At 62.8% G+C, this 19637-nt stretch carries 12 protein-coding genes; 9 read left to right on the top strand and 3 right to left on the bottom strand.

What is annotated here, in order from left to right; translation table 11 throughout:
- Window positions 1-229: 229 nt before the first annotated feature.
- Entirely contained in the window at window positions 230-3178 is a 2949-nt protein-coding gene (gene glnE, locus RRX38_RS18535; RefSeq protein WP_295477270.1) for a bifunctional [glutamate--ammonia ligase]-adenylyl-L-tyrosine phosphorylase/[glutamate--ammonia-ligase] adenylyltransferase, read from the bottom strand.
- Window positions 3179-3559: 381 nt separating this feature from the next.
- Between glnE and aceE the strand changes: the two genes are divergently transcribed.
- The 5 genes from aceE to RRX38_RS18510 all read left to right on the top strand — a co-directional run bounded on the left by aceE (window position 3560) and on the right by RRX38_RS18510 (window position 13009).
- Entirely contained in the window at window positions 3560-6205 is a 2646-nt protein-coding gene (gene aceE, locus RRX38_RS18530; protein WP_295477272.1) for a pyruvate dehydrogenase (acetyl-transferring), homodimeric type, read from the top strand.
- A gap of 155 nt (window positions 6206-6360) precedes the next feature.
- Complete coding sequence (aceF, locus tag RRX38_RS18525) at window positions 6361-7995, top strand: dihydrolipoyllysine-residue acetyltransferase (RefSeq protein WP_315960207.1); 1635 nt, start codon at window positions 6361-6363, stop codon at window positions 7993-7995.
- Between the two features lie 333 nt (window positions 7996-8328).
- Window positions 8329-10971 carry a putative bifunctional diguanylate cyclase/phosphodiesterase gene (locus RRX38_RS18520; RefSeq protein WP_315960206.1) on the top strand — a complete coding sequence of 881 codons (2643 nt, stop codon included), beginning with the start codon at window positions 8329-8331 and terminating at the stop codon, window positions 10969-10971.
- Window positions 10972-11105: 134 nt separating this feature from the next.
- Complete coding sequence (gene msrA / locus RRX38_RS18515; protein WP_295477278.1) at window positions 11106-11753, top strand: peptide-methionine (S)-S-oxide reductase MsrA; 648 nt, start codon at window positions 11106-11108, stop codon at window positions 11751-11753.
- A 326-nt stretch (window positions 11754-12079) separates the two neighbouring features.
- Window positions 12080-13009: an IS110 family transposase gene (locus RRX38_RS18510; protein ID WP_315959592.1), complete on the top strand. Its 930-nt coding sequence runs from the start codon at window positions 12080-12082 to the stop codon at window positions 13007-13009.
- 244 nt (window positions 13010-13253) lie between these two features.
- Here the strand turns inward: RRX38_RS18510 and RRX38_RS18505 are convergent, their stop codons facing one another.
- Window positions 13254-14093, bottom strand: a complete 840-nt coding sequence (locus tag RRX38_RS18505) for a 23S rRNA (adenine(2030)-N(6))-methyltransferase RlmJ (RefSeq protein WP_295477280.1) — start codon at window positions 14091-14093, stop codon at window positions 13254-13256.
- 277 nt (window positions 14094-14370) lie between these two features.
- Between RRX38_RS18505 and RRX38_RS18500 the strand changes: the two genes are divergently transcribed.
- Window positions 14371-14631 carry a hypothetical protein gene (locus RRX38_RS18500; protein ID WP_315960205.1) on the top strand — a complete coding sequence of 87 codons (261 nt, stop codon included), beginning with the start codon at window positions 14371-14373 and terminating at the stop codon, window positions 14629-14631.
- A gap of 46 nt (window positions 14632-14677) precedes the next feature.
- Here the strand turns inward: RRX38_RS18500 and RRX38_RS18495 are convergent, their stop codons facing one another.
- On the bottom strand, window positions 14678-15781 hold the full coding sequence (locus tag RRX38_RS18495; protein ID WP_295477283.1) for a GlxA family transcriptional regulator: 1104 nt from the start codon (window positions 15779-15781) through the stop codon (window positions 14678-14680).
- Window positions 15782-16579: 798 nt separating this feature from the next.
- On the opposite strand from RRX38_RS18495, the gene RRX38_RS18490 reads away from it, so the two are divergent.
- From RRX38_RS18490 to choV, 3 genes are all read left to right on the top strand, one after another.
- Window positions 16580-17527, top strand: a complete 948-nt coding sequence (locus RRX38_RS18490; protein WP_295477284.1) for a choline ABC transporter substrate-binding protein — start codon at window positions 16580-16582, stop codon at window positions 17525-17527.
- A 63-nt stretch (window positions 17528-17590) separates the two neighbouring features.
- Window positions 17591-18439 carry a choline ABC transporter permease subunit gene (gene choW / locus RRX38_RS18485; protein WP_295477307.1) on the top strand — a complete coding sequence of 283 codons (849 nt, stop codon included), beginning with the start codon at window positions 17591-17593 and terminating at the stop codon, window positions 18437-18439.
- The gene (gene choV, locus RRX38_RS18480; RefSeq protein ID WP_295477286.1) at window positions 18436-19614 is read left to right on the top strand and encodes a choline ABC transporter ATP-binding protein; all 1179 of its coding nucleotides are present in this window, start codon (window positions 18436-18438) and stop codon (window positions 19612-19614) included. Before choW ends, choV begins: the two co-directional genes overlap by 4 nt.
- The last annotated feature ends 23 nt before the right edge of the window (window positions 19615-19637 follow it).

The raw sequence follows: 19637 nt of genomic DNA, 5'->3' as shown, positions 1-19637 counted from the left end.
CAGCCTGCCGCCTCCCTGTTTCAAATGTCCAATCCCGCTGTTGCGGCCCTTCGGCCACCGCCCGGCGGCATCCTGCGCAAGCCGGGTCTAGGTTTTGTACGAAAAGTGCCTGCGCTCGGTCATGCTGCGTTAAAAACAGGCTCGGAATGCTCATTTACTCCAGTAAACTCCGCTTCCTCGCCTGTTTTTGCCTTGCCTGACCTTCGCTCGCCGACTTTTCGTACAAAGCCTAGCTGAGTCCCAGGGCGGCCCAGATGCGCATGACCTCGCGCCGCTGCTCCTGGAACTGATCGCCGGCCACCACGCCGGCCTGCTTCTGCAGGGCCTGGCGGTGCGCTGCCGAGCGGTAGGCCTTGTAGGCTTCACGCAGCAGGGCGGCATCGGCGCCAGGCAACAGCCCGGCCTCTTCGAGGCCTTCCAGAATGCGGATGTTATCGGTGTAGCGCAGCAGCTGCGGGTAATCCCGCGACCACGCCAGGGCCGCGTATTGCACCATAAATTCGATATCGACGATACCACCGGCATCCTGCTTGAGATCGAAGGGCAACGCCGCATCGAAGGCGTTGGCAGCAGTGCCGGCGGCACTGGCCTTGCTGCCCAGGTTGTCGCGCATCTTGGCACGCATCTCGCTGACCTCGATCCGCAACTGCGCCAGGTCGCGCTGACGGCCCAGCACCTGGGCGCGTACCTGCTCGAAGGCCGCTTGCACGTCGGCACTGCCGGTCAGTACCCGGGCACGCACCAGGGCCTGATGCTCCCAGGTCCAGGCCTCGCTCTCCTGATAGCGGGCGAAGGCACCCACCGAGCTGACCAGCAGCCCCGAAGCGCCCGACGGTCGCAGGCGCATGTCCACTTCATAGAGCTGGCCAGAGTTGGTCTGCGCGGTCAGCAAGTGGATGATCCGCTGCCCCAGGCGGGTGAAGAACTGCGCGCCGTCGATGGGTTTGGCGCCGTCGGTCTCGGCCTGCGGGTCACCGTCGTGGATGAACACCAGGTCGAGGTCCGAGCCATGCCCCAGCTCGATGCCCCCCACCTTGCCATAGCCAACGATGATGAATGCCGGGTCGCACGGGCTGCCGTCCGGCCGGCGTGGCGTACCATGCCGCGCCACGCTGTAGCGCCAGGCCAGGGCCAGCACCTGCTCAAGGATCGCCTCGGCCAGCCAGGTCAGGTAGTCGCTGACCTTCATCAGTGGCAGGCTGCCAGTGATCTCCGACGCCGCCACCCGCAAGCCGTGGGCCAGCTTGAAGTGGCGCAGAGCTTCCATCTGCTGTTCCAGGTCGTCCTCGGGGATGCGCACCAGACGCTCGTGCAGCTCGGCGGCCAGTTCCGGCGCCAGCGGCGGGCTGAACAGCCGGCCCTCGTTGAGCAGTTCATCGAGCAGCAGCGGGAAGCGTGCGATCTGCTCGGCGATCCACGGGCTGGCGGCGCACAGGGTCAGCAGGCGACGCAATGCGTCGGGGTTTTCGGTGAGCAACACCAGGTAAGCCGACCGGCGGGCCACCGCCTCGACCAGCGGCAGGACACGCTCCAGCACCAGGTCGGGGTCGTCATGCTCCACGGCCTGGGCCAGCAGGCGCGGAATGAATGCATCCAGGCGCTCACGTCCAATGCGCTGGATGGTGCGCATCTGCGGCCCGGAACGCAGCGTGGCCAGTGCCTTGAGGGCCCGCGCCGGCTCCTTGAAACCGCCTTCCTGCAACTGCCGGCACGAGGCTTCTTCGTCCTGGCCTTCATCCCACAACGGCAGCCACTCGCCGCCGACCATGGTTTCGCCAGTGTCCTGCTCATCTTCGCCGTCCGGGTCGGCGATCACCTGGCGGAAGTGCCAGGACACCCGTTCGCGCCAGTGCATCAGCCGCTCATGAAAACTCGCCCAGTCGGCAAAGCCGAGCATGAAGGCGATGCGCGCCTGATCCAGCGGGTCGTCCGGCAGCATCTGGGTCTGGCGGTCGGCGATGGCCTGGATGGCATGCTCGGTGTAACGCAGGAACTCGTAGCCTTCGCGCAATTCGCCGACCACCGCCGCCGGCAGGTAACCCTGGCCTTCGAGGGTGGCGAGCACCTTGAGCAGTGGCCGCTGCTGCAGGCTCAGGTCGCGTCCACCGTGAATCAACTGGAAAGCCTGGGCGATGAATTCCACCTCGCGGATGCCGCCGGCGCCCAGCTTGATGTTGTCGGCCATGCCCTTGCGGCGCACTTCCTGCTGGATCAGCTGTTTCATGGTGCGCAGCGCTTCGATGGCCGAGAAATCCAGGTAGCGGCGGTACACGAAGGGCCGCAGCATCTCCAGCAACTGCTCGCCGGCCGTCTGGTCACCGCCCACCACGCGAGCCTTGATCATCGCGTAGCGCTCCCAGTCGCGCCCCTGGTCCTGGTAGTACTGCTCCATGGCATTGAAGCTGAGCACCAGCGCACCGGAAGAGCCATAGGGTCGCAGGCGCATGTCGACCCGGAACACGAAGCCGTCGACGGTCACCGGGTCGAGTGCCTTTATAAGCCGCTGGCCCAGGCGGATGAAAAACTCCTGGTTGTCCAGCGGGCGCTTGGCGCCCACGGTCTCGCCGCCTTCGGGATAGGCGAAGATCAGGTCGATATCCGACGAAAGGTTCAGCTCGACCGCGCCCAGCTTGCCCATGCCAAGGATGACCATGTGCTGCGCCTGGCCGCTGCGCCGACCGGTGGGCACGCCGAACTGCTGGCAATGACGCTCGTAGAGCCAGTGATAGGCCAGGTCGATACTGGCGTCGGCCAGCTCCGACAGGTCGCGGCAGGTCTGCACCAGGTCGGCCTGGCGGGTCAGGTCGCGCCAGATGATGCGCACCTGCTGGCGATTGCGCTGGCGGCGCAGAACCCGGCCCAGCTCGTCTTCGCTGCTGACCGTTGCCAGCGCCGCGGCCAGTTGCGCACGCAGCTCGCCAGGCGCGAAGCGGCGCTCGAGGTCGCCGGCCTCGGCCATGTCCAGAAGCATCTGGGGGTCACGGGTGATCTGCTCGACGACGAAGTCGCTGGCCGCGCAGACCCGCGCCAGATCGGCATGACGCGGCGCCGGCCAGGCCTCGAATGCCTGCAGCGCAGCAGCGCCAAGGTGGGCCAGCGAAGCGCGCAAGGCGTGTTCGGCAGTACTTGCGCAAGGCAGCAGAATGGCCGAAATTTCGGCCAGCGAAGGTAGGCTCATGGTCTATCCTTGATCGGCGTGCTACGGGCTATGTGCCATTAATGTAAGAGGATACTGACAGCCAAGGCTGTCGAACAAAGACGATAAATTGCTAAAAAACCCTTTATGGCGATACAAACCACCAATTTTGCAGCAAAATATTCCGCCTTAATCCGATGGTAACCTTCTGTCTCACAACATGACGCGGGTATTTGGGCGGTTTCTCTGTAGTTTTACTACTGGGTTAATCACTCAAGAGGCTGAAAAGGTTGGCGACTTGTAGTAAAACTACACGCCGCCGGCACAACCGCCGGCCATCCAAGAATTTATGTCGGCTGCCCACAAGGCCAGTCGCAAACTCAGGCGTCCGATTCTGGAAGCCTTTCCGCTCTGGAGCAAGCCATGCAAGACCTTGATCCCGTCGAAACCCAGGAGTGGCTGGACGCCCTGGAATCGGTTATCGACAAAGAAGGCGAAGACCGTGCCCATTACCTGATGACCCGTATGGGCGAACTGGCCACCCGCAGTGGTTCGCAGCTGCCGTACGCCATCACCACGCCGTACCGCAACACCATCCCCGTAACCCACGAAGCACGCATGCCTGGCGACCTGTTCATGGAACGCCGCATTCGCTCGCTGGTACGCTGGAACGCCCTGGCGATGGTGGTCAAGACCAACCTGAACGACCCGGATCTGGGTGGCCACATCTCCAGCTTCGCTTCCAGTGCGACGCTGTACGACATCGGCTTCAACTACTTCTTCCAGGCCCCGACCGACGAGCACGGCGGCGACCTGATCTACTTCCAGGGCCACGCCTCGCCGGGCGTCTATGCCCGCGCGTTCCTGGAAGGCCGCATCACCGAAGAACACATGAACAACTTCCGCCAGGAAGTCGACGGCAAGGGCCTGTCGTCCTACCCGCACCCTTGGCTGATGCCTGATTTCTGGCAGTTCCCGACCGTATCCATGGGTCTGGGTCCTATCCAGGCGATCTACCAGGCACGCTTCATGAAGTACCTGGAAAGCCGCGGCTACATCCCGGCCGGCAAGCAGAAAGTCTGGTGCTTCATGGGCGACGGCGAGTGCGACGAGCCGGAATCCCTGGGCGCCATCGCCCTGGCCGGCCGCGAGAAGCTGGACAACCTGATCTTCGTCATCAACTGCAACCTGCAGCGCCTCGACGGCCCTGTGCGCGGCAACGGCAAGATCATCCAGGAACTCGAAGGCGTGTTCCGTGGTGCCCAGTGGAACGTCAACAAGGTCGTCTGGGGTCGCTTCTGGGACCCACTGTTCGCCAAGGACACCGACGGCGCCCTGCAGCGCCGCATGGACGAAGTCATCGACGGCGAGTACCAGAACTACAAGGCCAAGGACGGCGCATTCGTCCGTGAGCACTTCTTCAACACCCCGGAACTCAAGGCCATGGTCGAAGACCTGTCCGACGAAGAGATCTGGAAGCTCAACCGTGGCGGCCACGACCCGTACAAGGTCTATGCGGCCTACCACCAGGCGGTCAACCACAAAGAGCAGCCGACCGTCATCCTGGCCAAGACCATCAAGGGTTACGGTACCGGTGCCGGCGAAGCCAAGAACACCGCGCACAACACCAAGAAGGTCGATGTCGACAGCCTGCGTCACTTCCGTGACCGCTTCGACGTGCCGATCAAGGACTCCGAGCTGGAGCACCTGCCGTTCTACCGTCCGGAAGAAGGCAGCGCCGAGGCCAAGTACCTGGCCGAGCGCCGCGCTGCGCTGGGCGGCTTCGTGCCACAGCGTCGGGCCAAGAGCTTCAGCATCCCGACTCCGCCACTGGACACCCTGAAGGCGATCCTGGACGGCTCGGGCGACCGCGAGATTTCCACCACCATGGCCTTCGTGCGCATCCTGGCGCAACTGGTCAAGGACAAGGAAATCGGCCACCGCATCGTACCGATCATCCCGGACGAAGCCCGTACCTTCGGTATGGAAGGCATGTTCCGCCAGCTGGGTATCTACTCCTCCGTCGGCCAGCTGTACGAGCCTGTCGACAAGGACCAGGTGATGTTCTACCGCGAGGACAAGAAAGGTCAGATCCTCGAGGAAGGCATCAACGAAGCCGGCGCCATGTCGTCGTTCATCGCTGCCGGTACGTCGTACAGCAACCACAACCAGCCGATGCTGCCGTTCTACATCTTCTACTCGATGTTCGGCTTCCAGCGTATCGGTGACCTGGCCTGGGCCGCTGGCGACAGCCGTACCCGTGGCTTCCTGATCGGCGGTACCGCCGGCCGGACCACCCTGAACGGCGAAGGCCTGCAGCACGAAGACGGCCACAGCCACATCCTGGCGGCCACCGTGCCGAACTGCCGCACCTACGATCCGACCTACGGCTACGAGCTGGCGGTGATCATCCAGGACGGCATGAAGAAGATGACCGAAGAGCAACAGGACATCTTCTACTACATCACCGTGATGAACGAAGCCTACACCCAGCCTGCCATGCCGGCCGGCGTCGAAGACGGCATCATCAAGGGCATGTACCTGCTCGAGGAAGACACCAAGGAAGCCGCCCACCACGTCCAGCTGCTGGGCTCGGGCACCATCCTGCGTGAAGTCCGCGAAGCGGCGAAGATCCTGCGCGACGAGTACAACATCGGTGCCGACGTATGGAGCGTGACCAGCTTCAACGAACTGCGCCGCGACGGCCTGGCCGCCGAGCGCTTCAACCGCCTGCACCCAGGCCAGAAGCCTCAGCAGACCTACGTCGAGCAGTGCCTGTCGGGCCGCAAGGGTCCGGTCATCGCTTCGACCGACTACATGAAGCTGTTCGCCGAGCAGATCCGTCAGTGGGTACCGTCCAAGGAATTCAAGGTCCTGGGCACCGACGGTTTCGGCCGCAGCGACAGCCGTCGCAAACTGCGTCACTTCTTCGAAGTCGACCGTCACTTCGTCGTGCTGGCCGCTCTGGAAGCGCTGGCCGACCGTGGCGACATCGAGCCTAAGGTAGTGGCCGAGGCGATTGCCAAGTTCGGCATCGACCCGGAAAAACGCAACCCGCTGGACTGCTAAGCGTCTGTCACGGATTCGTCCGTCGCACGGGCGCAGTGCCTGAAACAGCCGACGGTGCGGAATTTGCCCCTGGCAAATGAGCACCCGAGGCTGTTTCTTCAACCGCCTGCGCCCAAACAGACTGAACGCAACAGGTTCTCCGAAGGAGAGACATAGTGAGTGAGCTAATTCGCGTACCCGACATCGGCAACGGTGAAGGTGAAGTCATTGAGTTGATGGTCAAGGTCGGCGACCGCATCGAGGCCGACCAGAGCATCCTGACCCTGGAGTCGGACAAGGCGAGCATGGAGATCCCGGCTCCCAAGGCCGGCGTCATCAAGGCCATGAAGGTCAAGCTGGGCGACCGCCTGAAAGAAGGCGACGAACTGTTCGAGCTGGAAGTCGAAGGCGAGGCCGCTGCCGCCCCCGCTGCAGAACCCGCCGCCGCTGCCCCAGCCGCCGCGCCAGCCCCGGCTGCCGAAGCGCCTGCTGCGGCCCCGGCCGCCGCACCTGCCGCTGCCAGCGTGCAGGACATCCACGTGCCGGACATCGGCTCGTCGGGCAAGGCCAAGATCATCGAAGTCCTGGTCAAGCCGGGCGACAGCATCGAAGCCGACCAGTCGCTGATCACCCTCGAGTCCGACAAGGCGAGCATGGAGATTCCATCGCCTGCCGCCGGCGTGGTCGAGAGCGTCGAAGTCAAGCTGGAACAGGAAGTCGGCACCGGCGACCTGATCCTCAAGCTGAAGGTGGCGGGCGCCGCCCCGGCTGCCGCTCCAGCGCCCGCCGCGGCACCGGCCAAGGCCGAAACCGCGCCTGCTCCGGCCGCTGCCCCTGCCGCGCCGAAAGCCGAAGCAGCACCGGCTCCAGCTCCGGCTGCCGCGCCAGCCAAGGACGGTGCCAAGGTTCACGCCGGCCCGGCGGTTCGCCAACTGGCCCGCGAATTCGGCGTCGAGCTGAGCGCCGTGGCCGCCACCGGTCCGCACGGTCGCATCCTGAAAGAAGACGTGCAGGTCTACGTCAAGGCCATGATGCAGAAGGCCAAGGAAGCACCGGCCGGTGCGACCGGTGGTGCTGGCATCCAGCCGATTCCGGAAGTGGACTTCAGCCGCTTCGGTGAAATCGAAGAAGTGCCGATGACCCGCCTGATGCAACTGGGCGCTACCGGCCTGCATCGCAGCTGGCTGAACATCCCGCACGTGACGCAGTTCGACCAGGCCGACATCACCGACCTGGAAGCCTTCCGCGTGGCGCAGAAAGCCGTGGCCGAGAAAGCCGGCGTGAAGTTGACCGTGCTGCCGCTGCTGCTCAAGTCCATCGCCCACCTGCTCAAGGAGCTGCCGGACTTCAACGCTTCGCTGGCGCCGAGCGGCAAGGCCGTGATTCGCAAGAAATACGTGCACATCGGCTTCGCCGTGGACACGCCGGACGGCCTGCTGGTACCGGTGATCCGCAACGTCGACCAGAAGAACCTGCTGCAACTGGCGGCCGAAGCAGCCGAGCTGGCCGAGAAGGCGCGCAACAAGAAGCTCACTGCCAACGACATGCAGGGTGCCTGCTTCACCATCTCCAGCCTCGGCCACATTGGCGGCACCGGCTTCACGCCGATCGTCAACGCGCCGGAAGTGGCGATCCTCGGTGTCTCCAAGGCCACCATGCAGCCCGTCTGGGATGGCAAGGCCTTCCAGCCACGCCTGATGCTGCCGCTGTCGCTGTCCTATGACCACCGCGTCATCAACGGCGCCGCCGCTGCACGCTTCACCAAGCGTCTGAGCGAACTGCTGGCCGACATCCGCACCATCCTGCTGTAACAGCGACCGGCCCCGCCCATACGGCGGGGCCGGCCTGCGTATTGCGAGCTGCCACGCTCGAACCTCAACCCCGCCATGGCGGGGCTTTTTTTTGCCCTGCATCACAGATCGAAGCGACCAAGGCCGAAATAGAGCATCTGAGGGCCGTCAGCATGAACCCTGATCGATGACACATGTCCGACAACCTAACGACGGACATATATTCCGGTTACTTTTATAGCACTAAGCCATCGCGCTCTCTTGTAAGGCAGTGCGGCATGATGCAACCTTGCCGGACTTGAAAATAACCAGCGCATTGCCCGCGCGATCAGAATCCGGGAAGCGAGTTTGTTCATGAAAAGCCAGACCGATGCTGCCGGCAGAACGGCAGCCGAGGTAGTGACGCAATTGCCCGTGCCTTCGCGCCTGGGCATGCTGCGTTTCGAGCGGCTTAATGAAGCCAATTGGGCGCTGCTCTATCTGGACCCAGGCTGTGAAAAAACCTTCGGCATGCCGGCGATAGAACTGTGCTCGCTGATCGGCTCACCCTTCGCCAGCCTGATGGAACCCGAAGCCCGTTATCAGCTGCACGACGACATCCAGCAGCAACTGATCGGCTCTTCCCATTATCTGATCCGCTATACCCTGCACACCGCCCACGGCCCACTCTCACTGGTGGAGCTTGGCGAAGCCTTCAAGCAGCACAACCGGCACCTGCTGCGCGGCTACTTCATGGTTCTCGACGCACCAGCAGGCGACGCCGATGCATCCGACCTACCCGAGCGACGGCTCGGCCCTTACAGCTACGCTGCCCAGCTGGAGCGCGCCCGCGCCCAGCAGGAGCTGATCCTGCGCCTGTCACGCCAACGCTACTCGGCCAACTCCCTGCAGGAAGCGGCGCGGCTGATCACTCGCAGTGCCTGCGAGATCTACGACATCGCCTGCGCCAGCATCTGGAATCTCGACGGCCATCTGCTGACCGCCGTGACCGAATACGCCCGGGAAAGCGGCGAACATCGCCTGCCGCCACCGATCGACATCAGCCTGTCGCCGATCTATCACGACGCCCTGCTCAACAGCCGGGCGATCGACGCCTGCGACCTGCATGACCCGCGTATCCAGGACCTGAGCACCGACATGCAGGCACGCGGTGCGACTGCATTGCTCGACGCCAGCATCCGTATCGACGGGCAACTGATCGGCGTGCTGTGCCTGGAGCACACCGGCGGCCAGCGCCAGTGGCTACCGGATGAAGTCGCCTTCGCCGGGGAACTGGCCGACCAGTTCGCCCTGGTGCTGAACAACCATAACCGCCGCGCCGCCACCAATGCCCTGTACCTCTTCCAGCGCGCCGTGGAACAGAGCGCCAACGCCTTTCTGCTGGTCAATTGCGACGGCGTGGTCGAGTACGTGAACCCCAGCTTCACGGCGATCACCCAGTACTCCGCCGAAGAAGTGCACGGCCACAAGCTGGCCGAGCTGCCGGCACTGGAGAACCTCAGCAACCTGTTCGATGCGCAGTCCAGCCTGGCCAACAGCAACAGCTGGCAGGGCGAGTTCAAGAGCCGGCGCAAGAACCTGGAGCCCTACTGGGGGCAGCTGTCGATTTCCAAGGTCTATGGCGACAATCGTGAGCTGACCCATTACATCGGCATCTACGAAGACGTCACCCAGAGCAAGCTGGCCCAGCAGCGCATCGAGCGCCTGGCCTATACCGACAACCTGACCAGCCTGGGTAACCGCCCGGCGTTCATCCGCCATCTGGACGAACGCTTCGCGCGTGACAGCGACACGCCGATGAGCCTGCTGCTGGTGGACATCGACAACTTCAAACGCATCAACGACAGCCTGGGTCACCAGACCGGCGACAAGCTGCTGATCAGCCTGGCGCGCCGCCTGCGCAACACCTTGAGCCCGTCCGACGTGCTGGCGCGCTTCGCCAGTAACGAATTCGCCGTACTGCTCGACCAGACCGGCCCCGAAGCCGGGCAGAGCATCGCCAACCAGGTGCTGATGACCCTGGACAAGCCGATGTTCGTCGACAACCAGTTGATCAGCGTCACCGGCTCCGTGGGCCTGGCCTGCGCGCCCCTGCATGGCCGTGATCCGCAGACCCTGATGCGCAACGCCGGCCTGGCGCTGCACAAGGCCAAGGCCAACGGCAAGCATCAGGTGCAGGTGTTCACCGAGGCCTTGAACGCCGAGGCCAGCTACAAGCTGTTCGTCGAGAACAACCTGCGTCGCGCGCTGAGCCAGAGTGAACTGGAAGTCTTCTACCAGCCCAAGCTGTGCCTGCTCTCCGGGCGCCTCACCGGCCTGGAAGCCCTGTTGCGCTGGAAGCACCCGGAAAAGGGCATGATCCGCCCGGACCAGTTCATCAGCGTCGCCGAAGAAACCGGCCTGATCATCCCGATCGGCAAGTGGGTGGTGCGTCAGTCCTGTCGGATGAGCAAGGCCCTGACCGCTGCCGGCTTCGGCCCTTTGCAGGTGGCCATCAACGTCTCGCCCAAGCAGTTCTCCGACCCGGAGCTGGTGTCGTCGATTGCCGCCATTCTCAAGGAAGAGGCGCTGGACCCGTCACTGCTGGAGCTGGAACTGACCGAAGGCCTGCTGCTCGAAGCCACCGACGAAACCCGCCTGCAACTGGACATGCTCAAGCGCCTCGGCCTGTCGCTGGCCATGGACGATTTCGGCACCGGTTACTCCTCGCTGAGCTACCTGAAGAAATTCCCCATCGACGTGCTGAAAATCGACCGCAGCTTCATTCGTGACATTCCGGATGACGAAGGCGACATGGAAATCACCTCGGCGGTGATCGCCATGGCCCACAACCTGAAACTCAAGGTGGTCGCCGAAGGCATCGAGACCGCCGCCCAGCTGACTTTCCTGCGCCGTCATCGCTGTGACGTAGGCCAGGGCTACCTGTTCGACAAGCCCATCCCCAGCGAAGAGCTGATCGAGCGGCTGCACCGTTACCCGCACAAGCCGCTGGCCTGACAGATCTCTCCTGACCGGGTCTTTCCCGACCGGGTCTTTCCTGCCGCTCCGTTCCGGGGCACACTGTGTGTCCGTTTTTTTCAGCGTGCGCCGCCAGCCGGTCTGGCGGCCTGTGCTCTTGAGAGGATCTGCCCATGACCCTGCGCTCGGAAATCCTGGTGAACAAGAACGTATTGCCAACTGCCGAACAAGCCTTGCCGGGCCGCGAGACACCGATGCAGGTGCCGGAACAGCACTTCGTCAACGGCAACCCCCTGCTCGGCCCCTTCCCCGGCAGCGTGGAATTCGCCCTCTTCGGCCTGGGCTGCTTCTGGGGTGCCGAGCGCCGCTTCTGGCAGAAGGAAGGCGTGCACAGCACTGCAGTCGGCTACGCGGGTGGCTTCACCCCCAACCCTACCTACGAAGAAGTCTGCTCGGGCCTGACCGGCCACACCGAGGTGGTGCTGGTGGTCTACGAACCCGAGGTGGTCAGCTACGAAGAGCTGCTGAAGATGTTCTGGGAACTGCACAACCCGACCTCGGGCATGCGCCAGGGCAACGACATCGGCACCCAGTACCGCTCGGCGATCTACTGCACCAAGCCGGAGCAACTGGAAGCCGCACTGGCCAGCAAGGCCCGCTACCAGGCTGAGCTGGACAAGGCCGGACTGGGCGAGATCACCACCGAAATCGCCGAGGCGCCCACCTTCTATTACGCCGAGGCGTATCACCAGCAGTACCTGGCGAAGAACCCGCAGGGCTATTGCGGCATCGGCGGAACCGGCGTGTGCATGCCGGCCTGACCGGCACAGGTCCAGCCGTCATGTGGCTCGGTAATTGGAGCGGCTTTAGCCGCGAAAGCGCCAGGAAATTCAGCGCATCTGTTGTGAACATGCGCTCGCTTCGCGGCTGAAGCCGCTTGTGTCTTTCGACAGGGTAAAGTCAGAGGTGAGAGGGGTGGATGGCAACTGTTAAGCCGCGGTGCCCTGGAGCACGTGTAGGAGCCCAACTGCCATCCACTCTTTTCACTCTGACTCCAAGCTCGAACAGTTGACTGAGTCCGACCTCGAACAACAAGCGTGAGCCCGTTCAGAGTGACCTCTCGCCCTTAAGCCTAGAGGTTTTTCTTATGACCGCCTACGCCGGAATCGATGTCGCCAAAGATACCCTGCAGATTGCGCTGTATCCCCAGAGCAATAGCTTCTGCACCACCAACACCTCTGAAGGAATCCACCAGCTTATCCAATGGTTGAGTGATAACCGGGTCGAGCAGGTACTGGTTGAGGCCACAGGCGGCTATGAAAGGTTATCGGTCAAACTCCTGGCCAAGGCCAGATTCAAGGTCATGCGTATCAATCCGCTGCGTGCTCGCCAGTTCGCTCTGGCCATGGGCAAGCAAGCCAAAACCGACTCGATCGATGCGCAGATGCTGGCCATGTTCGCCCATGCCTTGCGAAAGAAAGAGTTTGTGGTGGCCGATGAAGCGCGCGATAAGTTGACCGAACTGGTGAACCAGCGTGACGCCTTCGTTCAGCAGCGTGATGACAACCGTCGCCGTATTCAACAAGCGCAAGAACCTGAAGTGCAGCAGGCCTATCGGGAGCTCAATGCCAAAATCCAAGAGATGATCAAGGCAGCAGACCGACGCATTGCTGCACAGACTCGACAGGTCGATGGGGCCTTGGTGGACCGCCTGCAAGCGATCAAAGGCATCGGCGCGGTGTCGATCTCCAGCCTGTTTTGCTATCTGCCCGAGCTGGGGGATCTGAGTCGTGGACAGGTGGCGGCCTTGGCAGGAGTGGCGCCTTACAACAACGACAGTGGGACTAAGCGCGGTAACCGGCACATTTACGGCGGACGCGCGAAGCTACGCCGTGCGATGTACATGAGTACCTTGGTGATGGTCCGTTACAACGAGGACTTCAAGAACCGATACGCTCAACTTCGCGCCCGAGGTAAGTGCGCGAAGGTGGCGCTGACGGCGTGCATGCGAGTCCTGCTGGTGAGGTTAAACGCCATGGTGCGAGATGGTGCACCATGGCGAGAGGGTGCAATTTGACCGTTGGTCGATCTTCGGTGAAAGACAGTTGGCTCCTACCCGGTCTGATCGAACTGTATTGGCTTTAGCCGCAATACAGTTCAGTTAGACCGTGGGAGCGAGCTTGCTCGCGAAGGCGGCGTCACGTTCACAGCAAACTCAGCGACTTTGCCAGCCTTTCGCGAGCAAGCTCGCTGCCACAAGCGCAAAGCGCTTAGTCGAACTGTATTGGCTTTGGCCGGGATGTTACCGGCCCGGGCGGGTGTTACTCGGCGATCAGCCAGTCCATTTTCCAGCCGCCCTGGGTCTGGCCCAGCTTCTCGGCAAGATACGGCAACAACTCACGCAGCTCTTCTTCCAGACCCCACGGCGGGCTGGCGATGGCCAGGCCGGAGCCGTTGAGGCTGGCCGGGGTCTCCAACGGGTGGACATACAGTTCCACACGCAGCAGCTTCGGCGCGCCGCTCTCGGCCAGGTCCTGGTAGAAACGCTTGAGCTGGCGCGGGTCCTTGATCGGATACCAGATGGCCGCCATGGTCTGGCGCATGCGGCCGATGGCCTCCTTGAGCGCCACGCTGCAACGCTTGAGTTCATCGAGCTGCTCGAAAGGCGGGTCGATCAACATGATCGCGCGTTTCTCGGCCACCGGCAGCAAGGCCCGAGGCACGTGCCAGCCTTCACCCAGATGCACGGCAACGCGGCGGTCATATTTCATGTTGTCCTTGAGCAGCGCGCCGTCTTCGGGGTGCTTCTCGTTGAGCAGCACACGGTCCTGCTCACGGCTCAGGCGCCTGGCCAGCTCCGGGGAACCGGGGTAGTAGCGCAGCTCGCCGGTCTTGCGGTTCATGTGGCGCAGCACCTCCATGTAACCGGCCGCCGCCGCTGGCAGGTCGGGCGCGTCCCACAGGCGGCCGATACCCTCGACCCATTCTCCGGTACGCGTCGCTTCGTCACCCTGCAGGTCATAAAGGCCAATGCCGGCATGCGTATCGATGTAGGCGAACGGCTGTTCCTTGCGCGACATCAACGCAATCAGGCGGGTCAGCACGATATGTTTCAAGACGTCGGCATGGTTGCCGGCATGGAAGGCGTGGCGGTAATTCATGGCAGCTCCTGGAAGGCTGCATAGTCTAGCAAACCGCAGGCGCGAAAAGACCCGGTAAAGCCGTCACAAAACCGGGGCCCGAATTCCGCGGACCGAGGGCGACCAACCATTGGCACCGCATCGGGCAAGCCCAGTGTGCGGTCACGGCCGCAGCAGTGGTTAGCCGAAAACGACGTGTTCTTAGGTAATCTTGCCATCGCCGACACCCAGACTTGCCGGGTCTGCAAAGGCCTTACAGAATCCAGTCATCCCTCTAGATCGGCGAAGGAACAACGTCATGATGCACGCAGACCTGATTGACCAGGACGACCTGATCGGCAAGCTCCGCGCACTGGGCTTCGAAACCCCTTCGGGCGCAACGCCTGAACAGGCCTGCGAGCAGGCCGTGCGCGGCCTGACCGCCGAACGCGCCATCGCCCTGCGCCGCATGGTGGAAGGCATGCTGGGCGGCAGCGCGACCATCCTGCCTGCCGTGCGCCAGGCCATCGACCAGCAGCTGCTGCCGGCCCTGGTGGCCTACAAGCAGAACCACGCCTGAGCACACGCCCCGCTCGCCGCCCGGCGGCGGGGCACTCCGCGGCAGGTCAGACCCGCACGCTGGCGAAGGTCGACTCGTTGCGCGCCTGATTGAGGGCAGACATCGGCCCCGACAGCGGCGACAGCACCATGGCCTGGGGAATCGGCATCATGGCCACCTGCTGGGCGGTATTGGAACCCACGCGCTCGTCGCGCGGCGGAATGCCGAAGTACTCGCGGTAACACTTGGAGAAGTGCGGCGTGGATACGAAGCCGCATACCGAAGCCACCTCGATGATCGACATGGGGGTCTGCTTGAGCAGTTGCCGCGCGCGGATAAGGCGCAGCTTGAGGTAATAGCGCGACGGTGAGCAGTGCAGGTACTTCTGGAACAGGCGCTCGAGCTGACGACGCGACACCGAGACGTACACGGCCAGTTCGTCGAGGTCGATCGGCTCCTCCAGGTTGGCCTCCATCAGCGCGACGATTTCCTGCAGCTTGGGCTGGTTGGTGCCGAGCATGTGCTTGAGCGGTACGCGCTGGTGGTCCTGCTCGTTGCGGATGCGCTCGTAGACGAACATCTCCGAGATGGCCGCCGACAGCTCGCGGCCATGATCACGGCTAATCAGGTGCAGCATCATGTCCAGCGGCGCGGTGCCACCCGAGCTGGTGAAGCGGTTGCGGTCGAGGGTGAACAGACGGGTACTCATGGTCACCCGCGGGAAAGCTTCCTGCATGGCCGCCAGACATTCCCAGTGCACGCTGCAGTCGAAACCATCGAGCAGGCCGGCACAGGCCAGAGCCCAGCTGCCGGTGCACACGGCGCCCAGGCGACGCGACTGGCGAGCCTGCGACTGCAGCCAGGCGACGTGCTCACGGGTCACGGTGCGCTGGATACCCACGCCACCACAGACGATCACGGTGTCGAGCGCCGGGGCGTCGTTCATCGCGGCATCCGGGGTGATCTGCAGGCCATCGCTGGCCCACACCTGACCACCATCCAGGCTCATGGTGGTCCAGCGGTACAGCTCACGACCGGACAGCTGGTTGGCCATGCGCAGCGGTTCCACCGCCGAGGCCAGGGAGATCAACGTGAAATTATCGAGCAGCAGGAAGCCGATGGACTGGGGTGCGCGGTTCTGGGCAGCTGCCCCGGCATTGAACGAAGTCATCACGGAATCTCCTCACACATGAGCGGTGGGTGGCCTGAAGTCCAGGCTCTCATTCTTATTGCCCTACACAACGGAGGGCTGTACGAAATACAGGGCAATTCCCATGCCTGAAGTTTCCCGAGAGCGACAAAAAACCCGAAAACGACGTCGCTGAGCGTAACTACGACAGCGACCCCTACGTTCAAAATGCGACAAATCGGACTTTTTATTGAACGGTTGAGCAATTTGGTAGCACTAAGGAGGGGGAAGAAACAGCCTGGCCAGGGTCGGTGTCACTGCCGGCACGCTGCGCCAAAAGGATGCGTTACCGCATTCTGCTGACCCACAGTCGGGCAAGGGCTGCCTGCCATCGGCGGCGCCGATTCAACCAGGCTGGAACTGTTCCCAGGAGTGATGGCAGACGCACGGACACATCACGAGCGTTCAGGATCGCTCGACCGCGCGGTTTATCTTCAGATGTTCCCGCCGCACGACAGCGTCCCGCGCCGACGTGCCATTGCCCAACAGCGTCATGCGCGCCATCCCTCGATAATTCGGGGCCTTGCAGCCGTTTTCAGGTACTTCGCGGCGGGCCGGCAGAGGCGACGAGACTGGAAACGACGTCGCACACGCTGGATACGACCCCGCCTGCACTGGTTACGACGCACCCAGTAGGCGTTTTTTTTTCGCTGGTAGATGATCGGACCCGACTCGATCGCAAGGCACCGTGATGGGCTTCTTCCGAAGCCTGGCCCAAGAAAGTCGCGTCATGCTCCCCTGGAAAATGACGACGAGAAGAAGATCACAGGAGCTCACCCCATGAAAGGTTCAAAGTCGTTGCTGTTGGCCGCCATCCTCGGTGCCCCGATGCTGGCTCATGCTGCAGAACCCGAAGCGTGCCACACCGTCAACTTCTCCGATGTCGGCTGGACCGACATTACCGTCACCACCGCCGTGACCAGCGCCGTGCTCGAATCGCTGGGCTACAAGACCAAGACCACCATGATCTCGGTACCGGTGACCTACAAGTCGCTGGCCGAAGGCAAGAACATGGACGTGTTCCTGGGCAACTGGATGCCGACCATGGAAAACGACATCAAGCCTTATCGTGAGGCCGGTACCGTCGACACCGTGCGCGCCAACCTGGAAAACGCCAAGTACACCCTCGCCGTCCCCCAGGCGCTGTATGACAAGGGCCTCAAGGATTTCTCCGACATCGCCAAGTTCAAGAAGGAACTGGACGGCAAGATCTACGGCATCGAGCCAGGCAACGACGGCAACCGCCTGATCCAGAGCATGATCGACAAGGACGCCTTCGGCCTGAAGACCGCCGGCTTCAAGGTCGTCGAGTCCAGCGAGGCCGGCATGCTGTCGCAGGTCGACCGGGCCAATCGTCGCGGCACCGACGTGGTATTCCTCGGCTGGGAACCGCACCCGATGAACACCCGCTTCAAGATCAAGTACCTGACCGGCGGCGACGAGTTCTTCGGCCCCAACTTCGGCCAGGCGACCATCTACACCAACACCCGCAAGGGCTACACCGAGCAGTGCAGCAACGTAGGGCAGCTGCTCAAGAATCTGTCGTTCACCCTGGAAATGGAAAGCACCCTGATGGGCAAGGTCCTGGACGACAAGATGAAGCCAGACGCCGCCGCGCGGCAATGGCTCAAGAGCAACCCGCAGGTGCTCGACACCTGGCTGGCCGGCGTCACCACCGTCGACGGCAAGCCAGGGCTGGACGCCGCCAAGGCCAAGCTCACCCAGTAATACCCTGGAAACCAGGCTCTCCGGGCCTGCCGCCTTCAATCTTCACGCAAGCGGACACCCGATATCATGTTGACTGACCACAAGCTACCCCTGGGCGAGTACATTGCCGCCTTCGTCGACTGGCTGATTCGCCATGGGGCCAGCTATTTCGACGCCATCGCCTCCTTTCTGGAAATGATGATCCACGGCCTCACGTTTTCCCTGGCCTGGTTCAACCCGTACGTGCTGATCGGCCTGATCGCCGCATTGACACACTTCATCCAGCGCAAGTGGGGGCTGACCGTCTTCGTCATCCTGTCGTTCCTGCTGATCCTCAATCTGCATTACTGGCAGGAAACCCTGGAAACCCTCGCACAGGTACTGTTCGCGACCCTTGTGTGCGTGGTCATCGGCGTGCCCTTGGGCATCGTCGCGGCCCACAAGCCCTGGTTCTACACGATGATGCGTCCGCTGCTCGACCTGATGCAGACCGTGCCGACCTTCGTGTACCTGATCCCCACCCTGACCCTGTTCGGCCTCGGTGTGGTACCTGGCCTGATTTCCACGGTGGTGTTCGCCATCGCCGCGCCTATCCGTCTCACCTACCTGGGCATTCGTGACGTGCCCACCGAACTGCTCGATGCCGGCAAGGCCTTCGGTTCGTCGCAGCGGCAACTGCTGACCCGCATCGAACTGCCCTACGCGATGCCAAGCATCGCCGCCGGTATCACCCAATGCATCATGCTTTCGCTGTCGATGGTGGTGATCGCCGCCCTGGTGGGCGCCGACGGCCTGGGCAAGCCCGTGGTCAACGCACTGAATACCGCCGATATCGCTGTCGGTTTCGAAGCCGGTCTGGCAATCGTCCTGCTGGCAATCATGCTCGACCGTATCTGCAAACAACCAGAACCCAAGGCAGGACCCGACGCATGAGCATCATCAAATTCGAAAACGTCGACGTCATCTTCCACAAGGACCCGCGTGACGCGCTCAGACTCCTGGACCAGGGCAAGACACGCGGTGAAATCCTCAAGGAACTGGGCCAGATCGTGGGGGTTGAAAAAGCCAACCTGGAAATCAACAAGGGCGAGATCTGCGTACTGATGGGCCTGTCCGGCTCGGGCAAGTCCAGCCTGTTGCGCTGTATCAACGGCCTGAACACCGTGAGCCGCGGTTCGCTGTTCGTCGAACACGAAGGCTCCAAGATCGACATCGCCAACTGCACCGCGGCCGAGCTGAAAATGATGCGCACCAAGCGTATCGCCATGGTGTTCCAGAAGTTCGCCCTGATGCCCTGGCTGACGGTGCGCGAGAACATCAGCTTCGGCCTGGAAATGCAGGGCCGCCCCGAGAAGGAACGGCGCAAGCTGGTGGACGAGAAACTCGAGCTGGTGGGCCTGACCCAGTGGCGCAACAAGAAGCCCGACGAGCTGTCCGGTGGCATGCAGCAGCGCGTCGGCCTGGCCCGTGCGCTGGCCATGGACGCCGACATCCTGCTGATGGACGAGCCGTTCTCGGCCCTAGACCCGCTGATCCGCCAGGGCCTGCAGGACGAACTGCTGGGCCTGCAGAAGAAGCTGAGCAAGACCATCGTGTTCGTCAGCCACGACCTGGACGAAGCGCTCAAGCTGGGCAGCCGCATCGCCATCATGAAGGATGGCCGCATCGTCCAGTACAGCGTGCCGGAAGACATCGTGCTCAACCCGGCCGACGAGTACGTGCGCAACTTCGTGGCCCACACCAATCCGCTCAACGTGCTGTGCGGCCGCAGCCTGATGCGCAGCCTGGACAACTGCAAGCGCATCAACGGCTCGGTGTGCCTGGACCCCGGTGGCGACTCCTGGATCGACCTGGGCGAAGGCAACGTGATCAAGGGCGTACGCCAGGGCGAGGCGCCGCTCGCGGTGCAGAACTGGCAGCCTGGACAGGATGTCGCGCAGCTGGAGCGTCGCCCGACCGTGGTTGACTCCAACATCGGCATGCGTGACGCCCTGCAGATCCGCTACCACACCGGCAACAAGCTGGTGCTGCAGGACGGCAGCAAAGTGGTCGGCATTCTCGGTGACACCGAGCTGTACCACGCCCTGCTTGGCAAGAACCACGGCTGATTCCGTGGCCACTGGCCGCCGCG

The organism is Pseudomonas sp. DTU_2021_1001937_2_SI_NGA_ILE_001 (assembly GCF_032463525.1).
In the GTDB taxonomy this organism is placed as follows: domain Bacteria; phylum Pseudomonadota; class Gammaproteobacteria; order Pseudomonadales; family Pseudomonadaceae; genus Aquipseudomonas.
Note: the sequence above shows the minus strand (reverse complement) of the source record. Positions and strands in the feature narration are given on the sequence as shown.

Bases quoted from the DNA above. Each gene is read 5' to 3' on its own strand.
- RRX38_RS18495 (WP_295477283.1), bottom strand. From the start codon at position 15,781: ATGACTTCGTTCAATGCCGGGGCAGCTGCCCAGAACCGCGCACCCCAG.
- aceE (WP_295477272.1), top strand. From the start codon at position 3,560: ATGCAAGACCTTGATCCCGTCGAAACCCAGGAGTGGCTGGACGCCCTG.
- RRX38_RS18520 (WP_315960206.1), top strand. From the start codon at position 8,329: ATGAAAAGCCAGACCGATGCTGCCGGCAGAACGGCAGCCGAGGTAGTG.
- glnE (WP_295477270.1), bottom strand. From the start codon at position 3,178: ATGAGCCTACCTTCGCTGGCCGAAATTTCGGCCATTCTGCTGCCTTGC.
- RRX38_RS18490 (WP_295477284.1), top strand. From the start codon at position 16,580: ATGAAAGGTTCAAAGTCGTTGCTGTTGGCCGCCATCCTCGGTGCCCCG.
- msrA (WP_295477278.1), top strand. From the start codon at position 11,106: ATGACCCTGCGCTCGGAAATCCTGGTGAACAAGAACGTATTGCCAACT.
- choV (WP_295477286.1), top strand. From the start codon at position 18,436: ATGAGCATCATCAAATTCGAAAACGTCGACGTCATCTTCCACAAGGAC.
- RRX38_RS18510 (WP_315959592.1), top strand. From the start codon at position 12,080: ATGACCGCCTACGCCGGAATCGATGTCGCCAAAGATACCCTGCAGATT.
- RRX38_RS18500 (WP_315960205.1), top strand. From the start codon at position 14,371: ATGATGCACGCAGACCTGATTGACCAGGACGACCTGATCGGCAAGCTC.
- RRX38_RS18505 (WP_295477280.1), bottom strand. From the start codon at position 14,093: ATGAATTACCGCCACGCCTTCCATGCCGGCAACCATGCCGACGTCTTG.